Raw genomic sequence first — 20,962 nt, 5'->3', positions numbered from 1 at the left:
CGGCGCGCAGCCCATTGCTTTCAGTAGCGCGGCGGCGGGTCGGGCACGTAGCCGTTGTCGGACCCCGGGAACGCCGAGGGCCCGGCCGGACGCGGCCACTGCCGCGGCTGCGGGATCACGCCGGCGGCAATGAGGTTTTCACGGCTGTCGTAGCGGATCCGGATCACCTCGTCGGGCGACGACTGCGCGCGCTCGAAGGTCGTCTTGCCGACGTAGGAAGTCTCGCGGCGGCCGTGGGCGGTGCCCAGGCTAGGGCTCGGCACAGACTGGCGGGTCATGCTGCCGGCCGGGGCCTCGGCTGAAGCCGCAACGTCCGCGCTCGGGGCCGGAGCGGCCTTGGCCAAGGAAGAATCGCTGCGCCGCTCGCGCTCCCCGTATTCGTCGCGGCGCGGGGAAGGCATGACGGGCGGCGGCGGCGGCTCCGGCATGCGCTCGCGGAACAGGGCGACGCCGATCACGCCCACGTCGTCGGGGCGGCCGGTGCGGCTCGCGTAGGAGTTGCCGGCCGCGGCGAACTGGAACGCCGCGATCTGCGAGTCGCTCTTGCGCCAGCCAGCGATGTCGCTGCGCTCGCGCGGGCCGAAGACATAGCCGTTCTGCCCCACGCTCGCGGTCTCGCCGGTGACGACGTTCACGCCGTCGACCGACATCACCGCCATGATGCATTCACCCATCGCATTGCGCACCCGGATGGCGTAGCGCGCGCCGGGGCGGCCGGCCACCCAGTACTCGCCGCGATGGCGGTAGACCGTCAGCTCGGCGCCGGTGCTGCGGTCGACCAAGCCGACCTGCATCAGCGAGCCGACGAGGCTGGGCGGGATCGGAATGTGGGGCCGCTCCTGGCTGTGTGCGCCGCTCGCGAAAGCAGCCATGGCACCCAGGGCCAGGGTGGTGGAGAAAAGTCTGCGCTGCATGGTGTCTTCCTTGCCGGGAGTTGATCGGTGCAGGCTTCTACGGCGCAGCTTCGGCAACGGGGTTGGACGACGCGCAAAAAAAATGGCGCTGCCTGTTCGACAGCGCCAAACGCCCGTTCGCGGGCGTTGGGGGTCCGATAGATCAGATGTCTTCGAGCAGGGGGTAGGGCAGTGGCTCGACCTTGAGCGCGGGCCCGTCGGCGGCGCCGGCACGCAGGCCGCCGGCCTCCAGCGCGGCGATCTGCATCGACACCAGCGCCGCCCAGCCGCCGCCCGGCGCGGGCGCGGCCTGCGCCACGGTGCCCACGGGCTGCTCGGCGTCGTTGGCCGCGAACACTTCCTGGCCGACGCTCACCGGCGCATCTGCCTGCACGAGGTAGGTGCGCCGCTTGAGCGTGCCGCGGAACTGGCTGCGCGCCACCACTTCCTGGCCGGGGTAGCAGCCCTTCTTGAAGTTGACGCCGCCGACCGACTCGTAATTGATCATCTGCGGCACGAAGGCGTCGATGACCGGGGTGGTCAGGGTCACGATGCCGCTGCGCACCTCGCTCCACTGCCACAGGCTGTCATCGAGCGCCGGGCCCACCGGGGCGGGACGGCCGGCCGGGGCGATCCACAGCGCGCGCGGTACGCCATCGGCCGGGTAGAGCGAGACGACGCTCACATCGTCGCCCACGGCAATGCGCTTGCCGGGGGGCAGCGCGGCGTCGAGGCCATTGTCCGCCAGCGCGGTGCCGGCCAGGCCGTAGAGTGCGAACTGGTCGGTGGCGTCGGTCAGCTTCACCTTGGCGCGCAGCACGAACATCGACAGGCGCTTGAGGGTGGCGGCGAGGATGTCGCGGCTGCACACCAGCAGGATCAGCTCCGGTTGCGGCTTGATGCCGATGAAACTTGCGATCACACGGCCCTTGGCGGTGCACAGGGCGGCCAGCCGGGCGTCGCCGGAGCCGAGCAGCGAGAAGTCCTGTGTCAGCTGGCCGTGCAGGAAGCTGGCGGCGTCGGGGCCCTCGGCGCGGATCACACCGAGGTGGCCGGCGGGGGAAAGGGCGGTCACGCCATTGAGAACGACAGTGGTCATCGCTGAATTATCATGGCCGGGCCTGTTCCTTCGGAGCGGCAGGGGTTCCCGCCCTGCGGCTCGCGGGACCACCTCTTTTTCTTCTTTCTTCCGTCTTCCCCATATCGGATCCGTGCGCAGCTTCTTCCTCACGCTCTTCCTGCTCGCCGCCCTGGCCGTGCTCGCGCTCGGTGGGGCCGGTCTCTGGTGGGTGCACCAGCCGCTCAAGCTGCCCGCACCCAGTGTCGACCTGTCGGTCGAGCCCGGCACCACGCCGCGCGGCATCGCCCAGGCGGTGGCCGACACCGGCGTCGATGTGCAGCCGCAGCTGCTCTACCTCTGGTTCCGCGTGTCGGGACAAGACCGCCAGATGCGCGCCGGCAGCTACGAGCTGGAGCGAGGCGTCACGCCCAAGCTGCTGCTCAACATCCTGGTGCGCGGCGAGGAAGCCACGCGCAGCCTGGTGCTGGTCGAGGGCTGGAACATCCGCCAGGTCCGTGCCGCCCTGGCCAAGGCCGACCAATTGAAGCCCGAGAGCGTCGGCCTGACCGACGAGGCGCTCATGGCCAGGCTCGGCAAGCCCGGCCTTCACCCCGAGGGGCGCTTCTTTCCGGACACCTACACCTACTCGAAGGGCTCGACCGACATCGCCCTGCTGCAGCGCGCGATGCGGGCCATGGACAAGAAGCTGGAATCGGCCTGGGCCGCCCGCGCCTCCGACCTGCCGCTCAAGTCGGCTGACGAGGCTTTGATTCTGGCCAGCATTGTCGAAAAGGAGACAGGCAAGGCCAACGATCGCGCCGAGATCGCGGCGGTCTTCACCAACCGGCTGCGCATCGGCATGCCGCTGCAGACCGATCCGACCGTCATCTACGGCATGGGTACCGCCTTCGACGGCAACCTGCGCAAGAAAGACCTGCAGACCGACACGCCCTGGAACACCTACACCCGCGGCGGCCTGCCGCCCACGCCGATCTCGATGCCCGGCAAGGCCGCGCTGCTGGCTGCCGTGCAGCCGGCGCAAAGCAAATCGCTGTATTTCGTCTCGCGCGGCGACGGCACCAGCCAGTTCAGCAGCTCGCTCGACGACCACAACCGCGCGGTCAATCGCTACCAGCGCGGGGGCGGCGACCCCAAACCCAAGGCAAATCAATGAGCGACCAAGGTCTGTTTCTGACGCTGGAAGGCATCGACGGCGCGGGCAAGTCGAGCCACCTGGACGCGCTGGAGGCGCTGTTCAAGGCCCAGGGCCGCGCGGTCGTGCGCACGCGCGAGCCCGGCGGCACGCCGCTGGCCGAAACGCTGCGCGGGCTGATCCTGGAGCAGCCGATGGACCCGCTGACCGAGTCGCTGCTGGTGTTCGCGGCGCGCCGCGACCATGTCGCGCAGGTCATCGAGCCGGCGCTGGCACGCGGCGACGTGGTGCTGTGCGACCGCTTCACCGATGCCACCTTCGCCTACCAGGGCGCGGGCCGCGGCTTCGACGCGGCCGTGCTGTCGACGCTCGAACAATGGGTGCAGGCGGGGAGGGCGGCGCTGCCCGCGTCCACGCTGCTGCAGCCGCAGGTCACGCTGTGGTTCGACCTGGCTCCCGAAATTGCCGCGCAGCGGCTGGCCGGGGCGCGCGTGCCGGACAAGTTCGAAGCCCAGCCGGTCGAATTCTTCCGCCGCGTCGCGCAGGGCTACGCGGACCGTGCCGCCGCCGATGCCAAGCGCTTCGTGCGCATCGACGCCAGCCAGGCGCGCGACCAGGTCTGGCAGCAGGTCGAAACCGCACTGCTGGCGCGCGGCGTTCTGCTGCCACTGGGCGGAACCGCACGATGAGTACGCAGATGCTGTCTCCCTGGCTCGGCCGGCCGCTGGCCGAGTTGCTGCGCCAGCGCGGCCATGCGTGGCTGCTCCAAGGCCCGTCCGGCATCGGCCAGTACGAACTGGCCCTGGCGCTGGCTTCCGCCTGGCTGTGCGAGCAGCCGACGGACGAAGGCACCGCCTGCGGCCACTGCGCGAGCTGCCATGCCATCGAGGTGCGCACCCATGCCGACTTGTGCGTGCTGATGCCCGAGGTCGCGATGCAGGAGCTCGGCTGGCCGCTCGACGAAAAAGCCCAGTCCGACATCGACGACAAGAAGCGCAAGGCCAGCCGCGAGATCCGCGTCGAGGCGATGCGCGACGCGGTCGGTTTTGCCCAGCGCACAAGCGCGCGGGGCCGCGGCAAGGTGGTGCTGGTGTACCCGGCCGAGCGCATGAACAACATCACCGCCAACGCGCTGCTGAAGACGCTCGAGGAGCCCGTGGGCGACGTGCGCTTCGTGCTTGCCAGCGAAGCCGCGTGGCAACTGCTGCCGACCATCCGCAGCCGCTGCCTGGGTTTCACGCTGCCGTGGCCGGAAACCGCCGAGGCCGAAGCGTGGCTGGCGGCGCAGGGCGTGCCCGCCTCCGATGCCGCGGCGTTGCTGCGCGCGGCCGGCGGCCGGCCCAGCGATGCCTTGAAGCTGGCCCGCTCCGGCCAGTCGCCCAAGGCCTGGTCGCTGCTGCCCAAGGCCATGACGCGCGGCGACGTGGGCGCGCTGGCCGACCACGCACCGGCCCAGGCCGTGGGCGCGCTGCAGAAGCTCTGCCACGACCTGATGGCGGTCGGCAATGGTGCTGAACCCCGGTTTTTCGACGCGGCCGACCTGCCGGCGGCGCCTTCGCGGCTGGCGCTGGCGCGCTGGTCGAAGTCCCTGGCCAGTGCCGCAAGGACCGCGGAACATCCGTTCAACGCGGGCCTCATGCTCGAAGCGCTTGTGAGCGAAGCGCGAACGACCCTAAACTCTGCCGCTCGTCGAACATGAACCAACCCGCCGCCTCCGCTGCGCCCGCAGCAGCCCCATCACCGGCCCGGCCGAGCGTCATCCAGCTCGCCATCAAGGAGAAGGGCGCGCTGTATGCGGCCTACATCCCGTTGTTCGCGGAGGGCGGCATCTTCATTCCGACCTCGCGCGAATACCGGCTGGGCGACGACGTCTACGTGCTGCTGACGCTGCCCGAAGACCCGCAGCGCTACCCCGTCGCGGGCAAGGTGGCCTGGATCACGCCGCCGCGTGCCGCCGGCAACCGGGCGCCGGGCGTGGGCATCCGTTTTCCTTCCGACGAGAAGTCGCGCCAGCTCAAGGCACGCATCGAAGCGGCGCTGGGTGGCTCCATGGCCTCCGACCGCCCGACACAGACCATTTGAGTTCCCCGCCGTCCTCGTGACGCGGAACTCCGTACACGGCACCGTCTCCCACAACCCGGGCCGGTGCCGCGCACCTTCTTATTTCCGATGTTCACAGACTCCCACTGCCACCTCACCTTTCCCGAATTCGCGGACCAGATGCCGCAGATCCGCGCAGCCATGGCCGCCGCGCAGGTCGACCGTGCCCTGTGCATCTGCACCAAGCTCGAGGAATTCGATGACGTGCAGGCCCTGGCCGCCAGCTACGACAACTTCTGGGCCAGCGTGGGCGTGCACCCCGACAACGAGGACATCGCCGAGCCCACGGTCGAAGACCTGGTGCGCCTGTCGGCCCGCCCGCGCGTGGTGGCCATCGGTGAAACCGGCCTCGACTACTACCAGATGGAAGAACGCAAGGGCGGCCGCAGCATTTCCGACATGGAATGGCAGCGCGACCGCTTTCGTGTGCACATCCGTGCCGCGCAGCAAACGCGCAAGCCACTGGTGATCCACACGCGCGAAGCCTCGGCCGATACGCTGGCGATTCTCAAGGAGGAGGGCGAGGATGGCGCCGGCAAGGCGGCCGGCGGCGTCTTCCATTGCTTCACCGAGACCGCCGAAGTGGCGCGCGCCGCGCTCGACCTGGGTTTCTACATCTCGTTTTCCGGCATCCTGACCTTCAAGAAGGCGCAGGACCTGCGCGACGTGGCCGCCTTCGTGCCGCTCGACCGCATGCTGATAGAGACCGACAGCCCCTACCTGGCGCCGGTGCCGTACCGGGGCAAGACCAACAACCCGTCGTACGTGCCCTACGTGGCGCAGCAGATCGCCGAGCTGCGCAAGCTGCCGGTGGAAGCCGTCGCCAAGGCCACGAGCGACAACTTCGAAACATTGTTCAGGGAAGTCAAATCATGAAAAACTACTTCAAGAAATCGATTTATCTCATTGTCATTGCTGCATCTTTTGCAGCGCATGCCGGTTCTTTCGAAGACTTCTTCCGGGCCGTGCGCGGCGACAACGCCAGCGGCGTGCGCAACCTGCTTCAGCGCGGTTTCGACCCCAACACGCTGGACGAGCATGGCCAGACGGGTTTGCTGATCGCTCTGCGCGAGCCTTCGCCGAAGGTCATCAAGGTGCTGATCGACGCGCCGCAGACCAATGTCGACATCGCCAGCCCCAAGGACGAAACCCCGCTGATGCTGGCCGCGATCAAGGGCCAGCAGGACGTGGTGGCGCAACTGCTCAAGCGCGATGCCGCCGTCAACAAGACCGGCTGGACGCCGCTGCACTACGCGGCCAGCAGCGGCCAGATTGCCATCATGAAGCTGCTGCTGGAGAACTACGCGTTCATCGATGCGCAGTCGCCCAACGGCACCACGCCTCTGATGATGGCGGCCATGTATGGCTCCAACGATGCCGTGAAGCTGCTGCTGGACGAGGGCGCGGACATCACCATGAAGAACCAGCTGGGCATGACGGCGGTCGACTTCGCGAACAAGGCGAGCCGCTCGGAGGCCGCTTCGATGATCACTGCGGCTGCCGGCGCCCGAGCCAATGCACCCAAGGCCGTGCCGAAGGACGGCAAGTGGTGAGCGCCTGAGGGCTTATCTGATCGGCCGCGGGGGCAGGGGAGGCGGCACCGGCCTTGGCGGCACCGGCGGGCGATATCCGCCGATCGAAACCACCGCGTTGCTTCGCGGGCGGCCGACCGGCACGGCGGGGTTCGACGAACTCACCAGCGTCGGCTGCGAGATCTCCAGTGCGTCGTGTTGTCCGAGGGCCAGTGCATAGGCGACCAGGTTGGCGAGCTGGGTCATGCCGCCTTCGGACCCTGACAACGGCTTGAGCATCGGCCTGGCGACGTACTTGTAAGGCTTGCCCTTGGCGGCCATGCCCGACAAGGCCTGTCTGCCATCGGCGCGGGCCGAGTGGTAGGCGTTCAGCACCACGTCTCTGGCGACGTCGACCATGCGCGCCGCGATCTGGTCGGAGTCCTTGTGCATCAGCTCCGCGACGCGCTCGGCGCGCATCTGCATGCCTTCCACGAAGGTGGTGATCTTGATCAGCTGCTGGCGCAAGTCCGAAGCGGAGATGCGCACTTTGGCCGCAACGCCTGGGTACAGCACCGCGTCGTTGAGGTCGGTGATCTGGTCCGGCATGGAGTTGATCAGGTTGGCGATGTGCTTGTACTGCTTCATCGCAGCTTCGGCGGCTTCCATGGCCTCTCGGTCGTCTCGGAAGAGCGCGGCGGTTTCCTGGTTGCCGCGGTTGGTGAGCACGGTGTCGGCTTCGCTGATGCTCTTGCCGTGCAGATAGCCGTCGATCCCGCCTTCTACGCCGCTGACCGCGGAGACGCCAGCGCCGACGCTCTTGGTCACCAGCGTCTTGAGGATCGAGGCGCCTGGAATCGGAATCTTGCCCAATCCGGCCCTGGCCAGGACCGCCACGCCCTTGACCACCAGGCGCTGCACATCGGCGGTGTTGCCGCAGTACTCGCTGAGCAGCACGGTCAGCTTTTTCTTGTACGGGACGCTGAAGCTCTCGTTGGACTTGGCGCGGAACGAATCCCAGGTGCGCTCGACCATGTCGGATTTCTGGGCGAAGGCCGCGCTCACCACGCCCCAGTCCTTGGTGCGCATGCGGTCCAACAGGACACGGGCGCCAGCCGCCATTTCTTTTTCGTAGTACTGGGACAGGTTCTTGCCCACTTCATCGAACGCGGTCTGTGGAATGTCGAGCATCAAAAAGTTCCAAGGGTCTGGGGGATGTTCGATGCTAGGTGGGATGCGCGGGGATCGCATGAGACGAAAGTCCCATGTTCATGTGGGTTGTTGTGCTGGAACGTCGCGATATCGTTTATCCACACAATGTGCATTATGTTAAATAAAATGGACGAGCGGTTTCCCGCTTGTGGCAGGTTCAGCCTGCCCTGACCCGAAGTCCCGAATCCTGATCCCATTGCTTGTCCTGCTCTGAGCCTTCTGCGCCATCCACCTGCCTGCGCAACGCCGCCTCCAGCGACGCGGCAACCGCGCTCCAGTCGTAGAAAACATGCACTTTCCGCGCATGGTTCCATTGACCGCCGAATGCCTTGAACACGGTGGCGAACTGAAAGCATCCGCCCTTGATTGCCGGCATCGGTGGGCCGTTGGCAAACGAAACCTCGAGGACCTTGCAGCCTTCCAGGCTCGAGGCGAGTTCTTCCGCGCGCGCTTGTGCGGGGAAAGAAAGTACGGTGGGCATCGAAAGACTCTACCGAAAATCCGGTGAAGGGTGAAACCTTTTTTCTACGCTTGCCGGGCGTGTGCTTCACTCACCCGTGCACGCCTTCGATCGAGCGCGCATACATCACGATCTCCGCCGGCGTCATTGCATCTTCCAGCGCGGCCAGTTCAAGCCGTTCGAAGTCGTGCGAGATCCATTCGAACATGTGCGACAGCGGCATGTTCGTGATGTCTTCCCCGTCGCTCCAAGGTTGCAGGCGCTTGTTGGCGCTGCCGAGCAGCATGCGCAGGTACAGCGCGCGCGCCAGGCGTATGGCGGCCACCTTGTCCTTGTTGTCGAGCGTCTGCTGAAACTCGTCCAGGCGCTGTTCGCAGGCCGCCAGTCGTTCCTGCGCCGTCACCAACCCGTGGCTGCAGATATCGGACGCCTGACAACGCAGGTCCTGAATGCGATGGAACTCGCACAACACACGGGCATATGCCAGTTGCTGAAGAAGTTGTAGCGCGCGATTCAGAAAGCCTTGCATAAGTGCCATCTGAATTTCTGCCGCCTCTGCCATGCGTAGGACGGCGCGCAAAAAAAGCGCGCGGCGGCACCGCCATCTATGGCGCACGCCAGGCGACTAGCCCCGCAAACATTGTCAACGAGATGTCACCTGGCAATCGCAATATCGGTGGCATTCCTTGTGTTTGTGGCAATTTATGCAAACCACCATTTCACGCCCAAGCACGAGCAAACGCACTTCAGGTCGCGGACGAATTTCAACTTTTTGAGGGAACGACATGATCAGAGGAACGACCGCAAGCAGCGGGCTTGCGGCTTTGGGGGCCGCCACTGTCTTTTTGCTTTCCGGCTGCGGCGGGGGCGGCGCAGGCAGTGGGAGCGCATTCATTCCGCCGGTCTCCGGCAGCACGCCGGCTCCCTCGGCCAACCAGGGCAAGAGCGGCCCGAAGGCGCTGGTGGTGGAGATCGACGGCCTTACCCATGCGGCGCTGCGCGATGCAGTCGCACAGGGCAAGGCGCCCGCGCTGCAGTCGCTTCGCATCGCTCCCGCATGGACCGGCGGCATGGTGGGCACGCTCAGCGAGCAACCCACCTTTGACAGCCAGGGGTGGGCCACGCTGCTGACGGGCACCTGGGCCAATCGCCACGGCGTGCGCGGCAACGGCGGCGCCCAGCGCATCGACGCCAAGCTCGCGCCTTCGATCTTCGCCGTCGCCAAGCAGAACGCCTCGGCTGGCTACAAGACCGGCGCGGTCACCGCGAATGCGCTCTACCCTGCTCTGCTGGGCAACGAGCCCGGGGCAATCGACGCCGCCGTCGACTGCGCGGGCGCCGATGCCTGCGTGACGGAGCGCACCTCTCAACTCATCGACGCCGGCTACGACCTGCTGGTGGCGCAATACGGCGCGCCGGCCGCCGTGGTTGCAAACAGCGGCCTGAAGGGCGTGGACTATCAACGCGCCATCTCCGACACCTCCGCCGCCGTCGGCAAGCTGCTCGCGCGCATCTCTCAACGCACCGCGAACGACTCCAAGGAAGACTGGCTGGTGGTCCTCACCACGGGCCACGGGCTCGATGCATTCGGCACCAGCGCCGGTCTGCAGGGCATTGCCGACAAGACCGTGTTCATTGCCAGCAACAAGACCCTTCCGGCGTTGCCCGCGGTCGACACGGCCGCGCCCACCGACGGCACATTGCTGCGCCTGGCCGCCGCCACCGACATCGCACCGACCGTGCTGCGCCACCTGGGCGTCACGCCGGCACCGGCGAACTACGCGTGGAGCGGCATCGCGCTGCAAGGCGCCACGAGCATCCGCGAGCTTTCCGCCGGCATCGGTGCCGACAGGGACAGCGTCGAGCTCTCGTGGAAGCTGGCCGGCACCACCAATGTGCCGGTGCAGATCCTGCGCGACGGCAAGCCGGTCGCCACCCTGCCCGCAGCCAGCACGACGTTCACCGACACCCTCCAGGGCGTGAAGGACAGCAACTTCAGCTATCTCTATACGGTGGTCGCGGGCGACACCTCGCTTGCCATCACCGCCGTCAAGCCTGTGCCGCTGCCGCCGTCGCTGCTCAACGGCCTGGTCAATTACTACCCGCTCGACGCGCTGCCCGCACTGGACGTCAAGACCGGCGCATCGACGCTCGCGCCCTGGGCCGTGGACGCCGCCGCGGGTTCGCTGGTGGACGACGATGGCTTCAAGCCCAGCTTCAAGGCCAAGGCACTGCGCGTGGACAACCGCATCGTGAATGCGGCCGGCATGTCGGGCTATCGACTGATGCAGACCAACGACGTGACGACGGATCCCGCGGTCACCGCTTTCACCATCGGCTTCTGGATGCGCACCGACGCCACCTGCAGCCAGGGGGTGGGCTACGGCGCATCGGTCATCGCCAACAAGAACTACGACAGCGGCAGCAACGAGGGCATCGCCATCGGCATGTTCGGCAACTGCGAGCTGCGGTTCAACACAGGCCTGGGCGGTTCGCGCGGAGAAATCAGCGGCGCCCATTTCCTGAGCGCCGGCCAATGGGCCTACGTGGCGATGGTCATCGACAAGTCGGGACTCGCGATGAAGGGCTACGCCATCGATCCCGCGAAGGGCGTGCAGACCGGCGGCGTGGCCCTGTCGGCCGCGCTGGTCGCCAAGCTCGGCGGCCTCAAGAACGGCATTGGCCTGAACGAGGACGGCACCGGCCTCTATTACAAGCGCGCAGGCACCAGCGCACCGCGCGGCGCCATGGACTTCAACGACTTCGCGATCTGGAACCGCGCGCTCACCGCGGACGAGATCAAGAGCATCTACCAGGCCGCCCGTCCCCTGTCGACGCTGGCGCCCTGACCCATCCCGCCTCACTCACTCCACACACGACACAAGAGAGCATTCCCATGCAACTTCTTTCACTGGCCCCACGGCTGATCCCGGCGCTGGCCCTGGCCTGCGTGCTTTCCGCCTGCGGTGGCGGCAACAACGGAGGCGGCGGTAGTGGCGTGCCCATCGCCGTGACGCCCACGCCGCCGGCTGCGCAGCCTGACACCAGCGTCAAGCCCGAGATGCGCTGCGCGCCCTGAACGCAACCAAACCACAGAACAACACATGACGAATTCACGCCGCAACTTCCTCAAGGGCACCGCCTCGTCGGGCCTCGCCGCCGTCGCGCTGACCGCCTTTCCGCCCAGCATTCGCCGAGCGCTGGCCATTCCGGCCAACAACAAGACCGGCACGATCATGGACGTCGAGCACGTCGTGATCCTGATGCAGGAGAACCGCTCGTTCGACCACTACTTCGGCACGCTGATGGGCGTGCGCGGTTTCGGCGACCGCTTCACCATTCCGCTGCCCAAGGGCATGAATGTCTGGCAGCAGAGCGATGCCAACGGCAAGCCCGTGCTGCCTTACCACCTCGACCAGAGCAAGGGCAACGCGCAGCGCGTGAGCGGCACGCCGCACAGCTGGGGCGATGCGCAGAACGCCTGGGACGGCGGACGCATGTACCAGTGGCCGCGCTACAAGAACACCGCGTCGATGGGCTACTTCATGGAAGCCGAGCTCCCTTTCCAGTACGCGCTGGCCAGCGCCTTCACGATCTGCGACGCCTATCACTGCGGCATGCACACGGGCACCAACTCGAACCGTCTTTTCCACTGGACCGGCACCAACGGCCCCTCCGGCCAGGTCGGCACCGGCCTTGCGGGCACGGCCTCGATCGACAACACCTGGGAGAACCTCAGGGAGCCGTGGGACCCGACGAGCAATCCCAATGTCGATTCCACCAAGTTCGGCTGCAACTGGAAGACCTATCCCGAGCGCCTGGAAGAAGCCAAGGTCAGCTGGATCGTCTACCAGAACCTGCCCGACAACTACACCGACAACCCGCTGCACGGCTTCCAGCAGTACCGCGTGGCCAACAAGCTCTCCGGCAAGAACGACATGCGCTATGACGGCGACGCCAGTCCGCCCGCCGGCCAGACCGTGCCTGCCTACGACCCCGCCAGCGACGACGCGGGCAACCCGCTCTACAAGGGTGTAGCCAACACCATGCCGGACGGCGGCTTCCTCGGCACCTTCAAGCAGGACGTGGCCAACGGCAAGCTCCGGCAGGTGTCGTGGATCGTCGCGCCTGCCACTTACTCCGAACACCCCGGCCCTTCGAGCCCTGTGCAGGGCGCCTGGTACATCCAGGAGGTGCTGGACGCGCTCACCGCATACCCCGACGTCTGGAGCAAGACGGTGTTCATCGTCAACTTCGACGAGAACGACGGCTACTTCGACCACATGCCCTCGCCGTCGGCACCTTCGCTGATCGACCCCACCAACCCCAAGGGCGCCGTCGCCGGCAAGACCACGCTGTCCGATGCCGACGTGGCCTTCGAGCGCCATACGTACCCGCTGGTCGGCAGCACCACCGTGCCTTCGGACGGTCGCGTCTACGGTCCCGGACCGCGCGTGCCGATGTATGTCATCTCGCCGTGGAGCCGCGGCGGCTGGGTCAATTCGCAGGTGTTCGACCACACCTCGGTGCTGCGCTTCCTCGAGGCGCGCTTCGGGGTCAAGGAGATGAACATTTCGCCGTATCGCCGCGCGATCGCCGGCGATCTGACCAGCGCCTTCAACTTCGTCTCGCCCAACAACGATGCGTTGCCGGTACTGGCCGGACGCAAGACCAAGGACCAGGCCAACCAGCTGCGTGCCGACCAGCAGGCCCTGCCGCAGATCGCGGTACCGCTCGATCCGCAACTGCCCCGCCAGGCGACGGGCACGCGCCCTTCGCGCGCCCTGCCCTACGAGCTTCACACCAGCGCGCGCAGCGACGTCGTCAACGGCAAGCTGCAGCTGCTGTTCGCCAATACCGGCAAGGCGGCCGCCGTGTTCCATGTGTACGACAAGCTCAACCTCGGGTTGCTGCCGCGCCGCTACATGGTCGAAGCCGGCAAGACCCTCGACGACACCTGGAACCCGGTGGCCGACAACAGCGGCTTCTACGACCTCTGGGTGCTCGGCCCCAACGGCTACCACCGCCACTTCAAGGGCAACCTCAACACGCTGCGCGCGCGCGACGTGGCGGTGCCCGAGGTTCGCGTGTGCTACGACATCGCCAACGGCAACGTCTACCTGAAGATGCTCAACGGCGGCAAGAACGCCTGCAAGTTCACCATCCGTGCCAAGGCCTACCGCGACGACGGCCCGTGGACCGCCACGGTGAATGGCGGCACCGTCGCCGAGCAGCACTGGGACCTGTCGGGCAGCGGCTGCTGGTACGACTTTGCGGTCACGTGCGACGCCGATGCCAGCTACTACCGCCGCTTCGCGGGCCGCGTGGAAACCGGCAAGCACTCGGTGAGCGATCCTGCGATGGGCATGGCCGACCTCTGATGCCGACGGCGGCTTCGCCCCGCGGGGCCGCTTGTCTTCCCGTCGGCAACGCACCGGTGGTAGGCACAATGGCGCCGCTCCTTCTTTTCACCACAGCGTTTCAATGCTTCAAGAAGAACGATTCCTGCGCATCCGCAGCCTGCTGGCCACTTTCTCCCGACTCAGCGTCGACCGCATCGTGCAGGACCTTGCGGTGTCTCGCGAGACCGTGCGCCGTGACCTGCTCGAGCTGGAGGGACTGGGCGAACTGCGGCGCGTGCACGGTGGCGCCATAGCCACCGGCGTGGAGCCCGAGCCGCCCCTGGCCGTGCGGCTGGTGGCGCGGCAGCGCGAGAAGCGCGCCATCGCCAAGGCTGCGGTCACGCTGCTGGCGCCGGGGCAGACGGTGTTCCTCGACGCGGGCAGCACCATGTCGATCCTGGCGGAAGAAATTGCCGCGCTGAGCGGCATGACGGTCATCACCAACTCGCTGAGCATCGCGCTCAAGCTCGAAGGCTCCAGCGAGGGCCGGCTGACCGGCAACAAGACCATCCTGCTGGGCGGAGAGATCGACGTGAAGACGCAGGCCACCTGCGGCGACATCACGGTGGAGGCCATCCGCCGCTACCGCGCCGACGTGGCGATGCTGTCGCCCGTGGCCCTGCACGCCAGGCACGGCGCCATGAGCTTCGAGCACCACGAGGCGGCGGTGGCCCGCGCCATGGCCGAACAGGCCCAGCAACTGGTGCTGCTGGCCGACCACGCCAAGATCGGCCAGGCCAGCCGCGTGACCTATGCAAGCACGGAAGACATCGACGCGATCGTCACCGACGCCAAGGCGCGCACGCTGCCCGCCCTGGTGCCGTTGCGCAAAGCCTGCGAGCGGCTGCTGATCGCCTGAGCGCGAAAAAGCGGCGCGCTACGGAATGCTCCGCGCCACCACGCCAAGGTCGCGCCAGGCCTCCGGGTGGCAGCTGAACACCAGTATCTGGTGGCGCGTCGCCGCGTCGTACAGCACGCGCTTCATCTGCTTCAGGCGCTCTTCGTCGGTGTTGACCAGCGCGTCGTCGAGGATCAGCAGGGTCGGCTTGCGCGCTTCCTTCAGCAGGTCGGCATAGGCCAGCCGGGCGACCACGCCCATCTGCTCGCGCGCGCCGACGCTCAGCTCTTCGAACTCGCCGCTCTGTGCGCCGCGCAGGCCCTGGCGGGTGATGCGGCCCGGCGAAAGGTCTTCGCCGACTTCCACCTGCGCCCCCGGAAACAGGATCTGCAGGTAGTGATCGAGGTGCTTCTGCAGCGGCGCCCGAAGACGGCGCGCCAGCGCCGATCGCTTTTCGCGCAGCAGCCTGAGCAGATGGTCGAGCGCCTTCGAGCGGCGCTCGAATTCCGCGCACCGGCGCGTGGCGTGGTCGAGTTCGCGCTGCTTCTCGGACGCGGCTTCTTCCAGGCCCGATGCGCCCTTCACCTGAAGCTCCACCTCGAGGCGGGTGATGTCGTTCGCGCGCTGGCTGTGCGCAGCCTCGGCCTGCTTCACGCTGCGCTCCAGCCGCTCCACGTCCTGCGACAGCACGGGCAGGTTGACGGTCTGCAACTGCTGCGCGAGTTCGCCGACCTTGTCCTGGATGGCCGAATGCTGCGCCAGCGCGTCGGTCAGCGCCGCGCCGGCATCGGCCTTGCGGCCGGCGCGCTGCGGATCGCTCAAGGTGGCCTTCACGGCGGCAAGCTCGGCCTCGGCGGCGTTTACCTGCTCACGCGCGTTGCCGGCCGCGACCTTGGCGTCGTTCAGCGCGGCGGAGGCATCCGACAGAGCGGCGCGGGCGGCGCCCTCCTCCGACTCTGCCTGTGCAATCGGGGTTGCCGGCGCATCGGTCGATGCCGGCATCGCCTGCAGCACCTCCTGGGCTTCCACGAGCCGTGCTTCGCGCAATGCGATGTCGGCGGCCAGTGCGCTCAGGCCCTTGGGCGCCAACGCAGCCAACACAGCCACCGCCGCCGCGGCTTCGCTCTTGCGCGATGCCTGCAGCCGTTCACGCTCTTCGACGGCCGCGACGCTTTCGGCGCGCAAGGCCTGCAGCCGCTCGGCCAGTTCGTCACGCGCGCGATCGCGCTCGATGGCCAGTCCTTCCAGGTCGGCGCCGCCCGGCAGCACCGTGATGCGGCCGACACCCGCGATGTCGATGCCGGTGCGGGCGATGACGGTCTGGCGCGTCGATCCTGACACCGCCGCGCCCGCCACGCGCACATCGGCGCCGGGCAGCAGGTCGAATTCCAGTGCCGTGGCCACCGCATCCAGCTTGGCCTGCGCGGTGCGCAGCGTGTCCGCGCAGCGCTGCAGGCGCTTGAGTTCGCCATCCGGCACTGCAAGTGCGTGCGCTTCGGCTTGCAGCCGCGTGACCTTGTCCTGCTCGCCCTTCGCCTTCGCGTGGCTTTGCGTGAGGGCTGCGAGTTGTTCGGCCAAGCCTTCGACGGCTCTTTCCTGTGCGGTGCGTGCCGCCGCCTGGCGCGCAAGCCGCAGGGCTTCTCGTGCAGCCGAGTCGGCCTGCGCCGCCGCTGCGTGGCGCGGCTCCCAGGCCTGCAGTTCCTCCAGGGCCTTGGCGAGGCCTTCCCTCACCGTCAGCAGATTCTTTTCGCGCTGCACGACGGTCGATTCTTCCCGCTCCATTGCCTGCAGCTGGGTGCGCAAGGCGTTGACCTGCACCGTGGCCTGGCGCAGCGCGGCGTCCTGCACTGCCTTGCGGTCCGCCAGCCCCTTGGCCTCGTCCAGGCGCTGCTGCGCACCGGCGAGTTGCTCGCGCAACGCGGCCCAGGGGCGCGCTGCCTCGTCGCGCTGATGGTCGCGGCGCAGGCTTGAAAGGCGGTCGACGCCCGATTGGTAGGCCTCGATGTCGACGCGCAGCCGCTTCAGTTCGCCGTCGAGCTCATCCCTGAGCCTGATCGCATCCGCATACGCGCCACGCGGCGTGCCCGCGGCGGGCGTGAGCAGCTCGTTGCGCTCGCTTTCCACCGCCTTCAGCACCGCATCGCCATTGCTCGACGCCAGCTCGCCCAGCGATTCGCCCAGCGCATTGCGCAGATGGTCGCTCGCGAAGCCCACCGCGCTCGAAATGTCGTGCGACGTGCCCTGCCGGATCCACAGCAGCCCCGGAATGCCCATGTGCTCCGGCGTGCTCGCGCCCTTGCCCGGAAACTTGAACCCCAGCAGCGCCGCCAGATGGTCTTCGGCTACCGCGCCGTCCATCGCCTTGCCGTCGATGCTGAGTTCGCAGCGCTTCTTGCCGAGAAAGGCCTTGGTCAGGCGGCAGGGCTTGCCGTCGAGCTCGAAGTCGAGTTCGACCGTGGGCGTCGCCGAGCTTTCGCCCCACGGCCGCAGATGCTCCACCGCGCTCGAGCGGTGCCGCTCGAAGAACGCGGCGCGAATCGCTTCGGCCACGGTGGACTTGCCCGACTCGTTGGGCGCCGCGAACAGGTTCAGCCCGTCGGTGAGGCCATCGATTTCCAGCGGCGCCCGAAACAGCTTGAAGTTCTCGATGCGAAGGCGTTGCAGCTTCATGCTCATGCGGCGGCTCCCGCGCGCGGTGCCTGCGCGTCGAGGATGCGGGCCAGCGTCAGCAGCGCGTCGCGCGCCAGTTCGGCATCGGCGCCGTCCTGCTGCGAGCGCAGGTCTTGCAGCGCCTCGCCGACGAAACCGTCGGCATGCAGGGCCTGGATGTCTTCCTCGGTCGGTTCGAGGCGCAGCGCCTCGCCGTCCCACACCAGCGCGCGGGCCCGTGCGCGGGCCGCGTCGAGCGCGGCGCCGAGCCTGTTGTGGCCGCCGAGGTCGCAGCTGCCTTGCGCGCGCAGCTGAAGCACGTCGTTGGCGCCCACGAGGTTCAGCTTTTCCACCAGCTCGTCGATGTCGGAAGCCACGGACAGGCGCGGCTCCCATTGCTGCCATGCATATTGGCCGGTGCGCACCGGCTCGACCTGGGGCAACGCGCCGGCGCCGGCGATGGTCACCAGCAGCGCCTGCCCGGAGTCGTTGGCGCGGAAGCGGTCGGTCTCGGGCGTGCCCGCGTACCAGGTCCGTTCGTCGGTCTGGCGCGTGCCGTGCCAGTCGCCCAGCGCGAGGTAGTCGAGCCGGGCCTGCGCCGCGCGGTCCGCCGCGATGGGGTTGGCCGAGTCGATGTCTTCCGAAAGAATGCCCTGCACGCAGCCGTGCGCCAGCCCGATGCGCGGCAGGCCTTCTTCTTCGACCGAGGCCGACGCGAACCAGTCGGTCAGGTCGCCATAGGTATGGCGCTGCGTGAGCGGTGCGGGCAGCAGCGTGAACTTGCCGGCCACGGTGCGGGGCACCGGCTCCAGGCAGCAGACCACGTTCGATGGCACCGCGCCGAGCCGGGCGGCGCGGCTCCAGACCGATTCACCGAGGGCGGAGTCGTGGTTTCCGGGAATCAGCAGCCACGGCCCCGCAAAGCCCTGCATCGCGTTGAACATGCGGCGGATGGTCTTGTCGGAAACCGTCTGCAGGTCGAACACGTCGCCCGCCACCAGCACCGCATCGACGGCACGTTCGCTGGCAATGGCGGCCAGCCGCTCGACCACCTTGAAGCGGGCTTCGAACAGCGCCGCGGCATCGTCGGGCTCGAACTGCGAGAACACGCGGCCGATCTGCCAGTCCGCGGTATGGAGCAAAGAAATCATGCGTGGCCCTCCCTTTGCCTCTCGCGTCTTCCGGTCGTCTCAAAAACAGCGAGCATCTTAGATGCCCGCGATACACGGCGACACGGGGGACGGGGCCTCCTGGCGAAGGCGCGCGCTTTCAGAAGGAGATGGTGGGCCTGTCGAACGGCCCCGCGCATTCATCGGCCAGCGCCACGGAACGCGCGACCTGCTCGGCGATCTGCTCGCGCAAGGGCTGCCAGCCGAGGCTGAACGGGACCAGCAAAAACCATTCAGCGGGAAGCAGCGCCAGCAACGTGCCGACGAGCAACCAGTACGTGAGATCCATGTAGTACCCCCTAAACGAATGAGGGCGCGAGTCTGCGCCCTCCGGGGAACCGGGAACATCCCCAATCCGTGGGATAACTTTCGGTCGAAATGCCCCGGCCGCCTACCGCGCCGGCAGGTACTGCCGGGGGTCGACGGCCTTGCCGCGGTAGCGGATCTCGAAGTGCAGCTTGGGGTGGCCGGCATCGGCAGTGCCGATCTCGGCGATCTTCTGGCCCCGCTGCACGCGCTGGCCCTGCTTCACCAGCACCGAACGCACATTGGTATAGACCGACATGTAGGAGCCGCCGTGGTCGACCATGAGCACGCTGCCGTAGCCGCGCAGCGTCTCTGTGACGGCCACCGAGCCGTTGCCGATGGACACCACCGGGTCGCCTGTGTTGCCGCCGATGTCGATGCCCTTGTTGCTGGAGCCGTTGAAGCCCGCCACGACCTGGCCCTGCGCGGGCCAGCCCCAGTCGCTGCGCCGGGCGGCTGGCGGAACGACGGGGTCGGGCTCGCGCGCGGCGGGACGCGGCGGCGGCCTCTGGCGGTCGGCACCGCCGGCCCTCGGCGGTGGGGGCGGCGCGGATGCATCCGGCGACGGCGCGGAGGCACCGCCCGGCGGTGCCACGCGCAGCACCTGCCCTGCTTCGAGGCGGTCGGGGTCCTGGAGATTGCTCCAGCGGGCGATGTCGCCGGGCGAGCGGCCGATCCTGGAGGCGATGCGGTAGAGCGTGTCGCCGGGCTGGACCACATATTCGCCGGGGCCCGCCACCGGGGCTTTCGTCGTGGAGCACGCCGCGAGCGTCAATGCCGCGATCAGCGCGATGACCGCGCACCAGTTCCTGCCTGTCACAACCACTAGCCGTTCCTTTTTTCCTGAAGACGTTCGAGCCTACCAGCAGTGGCTGAAGGCCCGTCGCGCCCGGGGCTGGACGGCGGCGGCTGCGCGCTGTCAGTTCATGCTGCGCCTGGCGATGCACATCAGGGACAGCGCGCTGTCGGGCGCGCGCGGGTCGCGGCCCGACAGCCGGTTGCCCATGCGGTATTTCCATTGCGCCGGGCCGACCTCGCCTTCCAGGGCCTGGGCGCCGATCTGGTGGTTGTGGGGATGGATGCGGACCTCGAACCCCAGCGGCTCCAGCGTTCGCCTGAACAGTTCGTGTGTCACGCCGTCCCCGGGGCGGTGGTGCAGTTCGGTCTGCAGCCCGCAGGACTGCTGGCTGCCGGTCTTGTGAAAGCCGTGCCGCGTTACCCGGTAGATCCACAGGCGCGCGTCCCACATCCATTTCGCCAGGCCCTTGTAATCCCATGCGGTCAATTGCGGGTCGTGGTCGGTAATGAGCAGGCCATTGGGTTTCACCAGCCGCGCGCCTTCGCTCAATACCGCCGTCATGTCGTCGCAATGGTGCAGCGAAGCATTGATGGCCACGATGTCCGCCACGCGCGAACGGAACGGCGTATGCGCGGCATCGGCCAGCACCGCCGTGTAACCCAGGCGCGAAGCCATTTCCAGCGAGCCGCCGGCCACGTCGACGCCGACCAGCATCCTGGGCTTGCCGCCGAGCGTGGCAAAGACATTGCCGGGGCCGCAACCGAGGTCGATGACCACCTTGTCCGTCCAGTCGCCGCCCGCTGCGAGCCAACGGCTCCTGAAATGCGCATCGCGATGGCAGAAGTCCAGATATTCCCTGGCCCAAGCCTCATTGCCGAAATAAATGGCATTGGCGGTCAATCCAGGCGAATTGTTCGGAATAACCGACTCGTAATAGAGACCGCGGCGCTGGAGAACTACATCGGGTAATAAGATGTCGTTGAGCATTGGAGGCTTTCAAATATTGCTTCCGCGCATGTGCGTATGCCCCATTGAGTTTTGTTCGTTTTTCTGTGTTGTACAGCGGTTTTTTATTCGGTTACACGCTCCACCAATTAATAACAGCCTGCTTTTAGGGCGGGGTTTCATTTTGCGAGCGTGCGTGCGGTGCGTTTTCCGCATCTCTCCCTCTGTGGGCGGTGCCTTGCGCTGGTCTCCCTGACGCTCTCGCCGCTGCGGCCGATCCGGCGCCCTCTCCCTCTCGGCATCCCCATGAGTACCCCGCTTCGGAGCGCGCCTGCCGGCGCCCGGAGGGGTGCCCCATCACCTGCTTTTGCCCTAAACGGCGCATCAGTTACCCAGGACTGGACAGTTGCGGTAGTACGTTTCAGAAATAACTATGTCAATCTGTAACGTAGATCGAAAGTACCC

At 67.3% G+C, this 20,962-nt stretch carries 20 protein-coding genes; 10 read left to right on the top strand and 10 right to left on the bottom strand.

Going from position 1 to position 20,962, the window contains the following annotated elements; translation table 11 throughout:
• Positions 1 to 20: 20 nt before the first annotated feature.
• Positions 21 to 914, bottom strand: a complete 894-nt coding sequence (locus WIX39_RS17575; RefSeq protein WP_409195472.1) for a hypothetical protein — start codon at positions 912 to 914, stop codon at positions 21 to 23.
• A 142-nt stretch (positions 915 to 1,056) separates the two neighbouring features.
• A complete protein-coding gene (locus WIX39_RS17570; RefSeq protein WP_106934491.1) occupies positions 1,057 to 1,992 on the bottom strand; it encodes a YgfZ/GcvT domain-containing protein in 936 nt (311 codons plus the stop codon).
• Between the two features lie 112 nt (positions 1,993 to 2,104).
• On the opposite strand from WIX39_RS17570, the gene mltG reads away from it, so the two are divergent.
• The 6 genes from mltG to WIX39_RS17540 all read left to right on the top strand — a co-directional run bounded on the left by mltG (position 2,105) and on the right by WIX39_RS17540 (position 6,759).
• Complete coding sequence (mltG, locus tag WIX39_RS17565; RefSeq protein WP_409195471.1) at positions 2,105 to 3,127, top strand: endolytic transglycosylase MltG; 1,023 nt, start codon at positions 2,105 to 2,107, stop codon at positions 3,125 to 3,127.
• Positions 3,124 to 3,795, top strand: coding sequence for a dTMP kinase (gene tmk, locus WIX39_RS17560; RefSeq protein WP_106934492.1), 672 nt, complete (start codon positions 3,124 to 3,126; stop codon positions 3,793 to 3,795). The genes mltG and tmk overlap by 4 nt, the downstream gene beginning before the upstream one ends.
• On the top strand, positions 3,792 to 4,805 hold the full coding sequence (locus WIX39_RS17555) for a DNA polymerase III subunit delta' (protein ID WP_106934493.1): 1,014 nt from the start codon (positions 3,792 to 3,794) through the stop codon (positions 4,803 to 4,805). The genes tmk and WIX39_RS17555 overlap by 4 nt, the downstream gene beginning before the upstream one ends.
• Complete coding sequence (locus tag WIX39_RS17550) at positions 4,802 to 5,188, top strand: PilZ domain-containing protein (protein ID WP_081269532.1); 387 nt, start codon at positions 4,802 to 4,804, stop codon at positions 5,186 to 5,188. Before WIX39_RS17555 ends, WIX39_RS17550 begins: the two co-directional genes overlap by 4 nt.
• 87 nt (positions 5,189 to 5,275) lie before the next feature.
• On the top strand, positions 5,276 to 6,082 hold the full coding sequence (locus WIX39_RS17545) for a TatD family hydrolase (RefSeq protein ID WP_237674258.1): 807 nt from the start codon (positions 5,276 to 5,278) through the stop codon (positions 6,080 to 6,082).
• A complete protein-coding gene (locus tag WIX39_RS17540; RefSeq protein ID WP_285410488.1) occupies positions 6,079 to 6,759 on the top strand; it encodes an ankyrin repeat domain-containing protein in 681 nt (226 codons plus the stop codon). Before WIX39_RS17545 ends, WIX39_RS17540 begins: the two co-directional genes overlap by 4 nt.
• A gap of 12 nt (positions 6,760 to 6,771) precedes the next feature.
• Here WIX39_RS17540 and WIX39_RS17535 read toward each other — a convergent pair whose 3' ends face one another.
• The 3 genes from WIX39_RS17535 to WIX39_RS17525 all read right to left on the bottom strand — a co-directional run bounded on the left by WIX39_RS17535 (position 6,772) and on the right by WIX39_RS17525 (position 8,951).
• Positions 6,772 to 7,908: a hypothetical protein gene (locus WIX39_RS17535; RefSeq protein ID WP_409195470.1), complete on the bottom strand. Its 1,137-nt coding sequence runs from the start codon at positions 7,906 to 7,908 to the stop codon at positions 6,772 to 6,774.
• Between the two features lie 178 nt (positions 7,909 to 8,086).
• Positions 8,087 to 8,410 carry a hypothetical protein gene (locus tag WIX39_RS17530; RefSeq protein WP_081269536.1) on the bottom strand — a complete coding sequence of 108 codons (324 nt, stop codon included), beginning with the start codon at positions 8,408 to 8,410 and terminating at the stop codon, positions 8,087 to 8,089.
• Positions 8,411 to 8,480: 70 nt separating this feature from the next.
• The gene (locus WIX39_RS17525; protein WP_159053602.1) at positions 8,481 to 8,951 is read right to left on the bottom strand and encodes a hypothetical protein; all 471 of its coding nucleotides are present in this window, start codon (positions 8,949 to 8,951) and stop codon (positions 8,481 to 8,483) included.
• A 223-nt stretch (positions 8,952 to 9,174) separates the two neighbouring features.
• Here WIX39_RS17525 and WIX39_RS17520 point away from each other — a divergent pair, with 223 nt between their 5' ends.
• The 4 genes from WIX39_RS17520 to WIX39_RS17505 all read left to right on the top strand — a co-directional run bounded on the left by WIX39_RS17520 (position 9,175) and on the right by WIX39_RS17505 (position 14,650).
• Positions 9,175 to 11,238, top strand: a complete 2,064-nt coding sequence (locus tag WIX39_RS17520; protein ID WP_409195469.1) for a LamG-like jellyroll fold domain-containing protein — start codon at positions 9,175 to 9,177, stop codon at positions 11,236 to 11,238.
• 47 nt (positions 11,239 to 11,285) lie between these two features.
• On the top strand, positions 11,286 to 11,468 hold the full coding sequence (locus tag WIX39_RS17515; RefSeq protein ID WP_081269539.1) for a hypothetical protein: 183 nt from the start codon (positions 11,286 to 11,288) through the stop codon (positions 11,466 to 11,468).
• Positions 11,469 to 11,493: 25 nt separating this feature from the next.
• Entirely contained in the window at positions 11,494 to 13,770 is a 2,277-nt protein-coding gene (locus WIX39_RS17510) for a phosphocholine-specific phospholipase C (protein WP_106934498.1), read from the top strand.
• Positions 13,771 to 13,873: 103 nt separating this feature from the next.
• Positions 13,874 to 14,650, top strand: coding sequence for a DeoR/GlpR family DNA-binding transcription regulator (locus tag WIX39_RS17505; protein WP_081269541.1), 777 nt, complete (start codon positions 13,874 to 13,876; stop codon positions 14,648 to 14,650).
• Positions 14,651 to 14,668: 18 nt separating this feature from the next.
• Here the strand turns inward: WIX39_RS17505 and WIX39_RS17500 are convergent, their stop codons facing one another.
• From WIX39_RS17500 to WIX39_RS17480, 5 genes are all read right to left on the bottom strand, one after another.
• The gene (locus WIX39_RS17500; protein ID WP_409195468.1) at positions 14,669 to 17,305 is read right to left on the bottom strand and encodes an AAA family ATPase; all 2,637 of its coding nucleotides are present in this window, start codon (positions 17,303 to 17,305) and stop codon (positions 14,669 to 14,671) included.
• A complete protein-coding gene (locus tag WIX39_RS17495; RefSeq protein WP_409195467.1) occupies positions 17,302 to 18,429 on the bottom strand; it encodes a metallophosphoesterase family protein in 1,128 nt (375 codons plus the stop codon). The genes WIX39_RS17500 and WIX39_RS17495 overlap by 4 nt, the downstream gene beginning before the upstream one ends.
• A 118-nt stretch (positions 18,430 to 18,547) precedes the next feature.
• Entirely contained in the window at positions 18,548 to 18,736 is a 189-nt protein-coding gene (locus WIX39_RS17490; RefSeq protein WP_081269543.1) for a hypothetical protein, read from the bottom strand.
• Positions 18,737 to 18,838: 102 nt separating this feature from the next.
• Positions 18,839 to 19,573: a peptidoglycan DD-metalloendopeptidase family protein gene (locus WIX39_RS17485; RefSeq protein WP_285410470.1), complete on the bottom strand. Its 735-nt coding sequence runs from the start codon at positions 19,571 to 19,573 to the stop codon at positions 18,839 to 18,841.
• A gap of 99 nt (positions 19,574 to 19,672) precedes the next feature.
• Entirely contained in the window at positions 19,673 to 20,539 is an 867-nt protein-coding gene (locus tag WIX39_RS17480) for a class I SAM-dependent methyltransferase (protein WP_106934501.1), read from the bottom strand.
• Positions 20,540 to 20,962 lie beyond the last annotated feature (423 nt).

The sequence above is a fragment of the Variovorax sp. AB1(2024) genome, from assembly GCF_037482385.2.
Classification (GTDB): domain Bacteria; phylum Pseudomonadota; class Gammaproteobacteria; order Burkholderiales; family Burkholderiaceae_C; genus Variovorax.
Note: the sequence above shows the minus strand (reverse complement) of the source record. Positions and strands in the feature narration are given on the sequence as shown.

Coding starts and splice junctions, on each gene's coding strand:
- WIX39_RS17525 (WP_159053602.1), bottom strand. CDS start 8,951: ATGGCAGAGGCGGCAGAAATTCAGATGGCACTTATGCAAGGCTTTCTG.
- WIX39_RS17495 (WP_409195467.1), bottom strand. CDS start 18,429: ATGATTTCTTTGCTCCATACCGCGGACTGGCAGATCGGCCGCGTGTTC.
- WIX39_RS17545 (WP_237674258.1), top strand. CDS start 5,276: ATGTTCACAGACTCCCACTGCCACCTCACCTTTCCCGAATTCGCGGAC.
- WIX39_RS17540 (WP_285410488.1), top strand. CDS start 6,079: ATGAAAAACTACTTCAAGAAATCGATTTATCTCATTGTCATTGCTGCA.
- WIX39_RS17530 (WP_081269536.1), bottom strand. CDS start 8,410: ATGCCCACCGTACTTTCTTTCCCCGCACAAGCGCGCGCGGAAGAACTC.
- WIX39_RS17505 (WP_081269541.1), top strand. CDS start 13,874: ATGCTTCAAGAAGAACGATTCCTGCGCATCCGCAGCCTGCTGGCCACT.
- WIX39_RS17555 (WP_106934493.1), top strand. CDS start 3,792: ATGAGTACGCAGATGCTGTCTCCCTGGCTCGGCCGGCCGCTGGCCGAG.
- WIX39_RS17570 (WP_106934491.1), bottom strand. CDS start 1,992: ATGACCACTGTCGTTCTCAATGGCGTGACCGCCCTTTCCCCCGCCGGC.
- tmk (WP_106934492.1), top strand. CDS start 3,124: ATGAGCGACCAAGGTCTGTTTCTGACGCTGGAAGGCATCGACGGCGCG.
- WIX39_RS17490 (WP_081269543.1), bottom strand. CDS start 18,736: ATGGATCTCACGTACTGGTTGCTCGTCGGCACGTTGCTGGCGCTGCTT.
- WIX39_RS17535 (WP_409195470.1), bottom strand. CDS start 7,908: ATGCTCGACATTCCACAGACCGCGTTCGATGAAGTGGGCAAGAACCTG.
- WIX39_RS17550 (WP_081269532.1), top strand. CDS start 4,802: ATGAACCAACCCGCCGCCTCCGCTGCGCCCGCAGCAGCCCCATCACCG.
- WIX39_RS17520 (WP_409195469.1), top strand. CDS start 9,175: ATGATCAGAGGAACGACCGCAAGCAGCGGGCTTGCGGCTTTGGGGGCC.
- WIX39_RS17480 (WP_106934501.1), bottom strand. CDS start 20,539: ATGCTCAACGACATCTTATTACCCGATGTAGTTCTCCAGCGCCGCGGT.
- WIX39_RS17500 (WP_409195468.1), bottom strand. CDS start 17,305: ATGAGCATGAAGCTGCAACGCCTTCGCATCGAGAACTTCAAGCTGTTT.
- WIX39_RS17515 (WP_081269539.1), top strand. CDS start 11,286: ATGCAACTTCTTTCACTGGCCCCACGGCTGATCCCGGCGCTGGCCCTG.
- WIX39_RS17575 (WP_409195472.1), bottom strand. CDS start 914: ATGCAGCGCAGACTTTTCTCCACCACCCTGGCCCTGGGTGCCATGGCT.
- WIX39_RS17510 (WP_106934498.1), top strand. CDS start 11,494: ATGACGAATTCACGCCGCAACTTCCTCAAGGGCACCGCCTCGTCGGGC.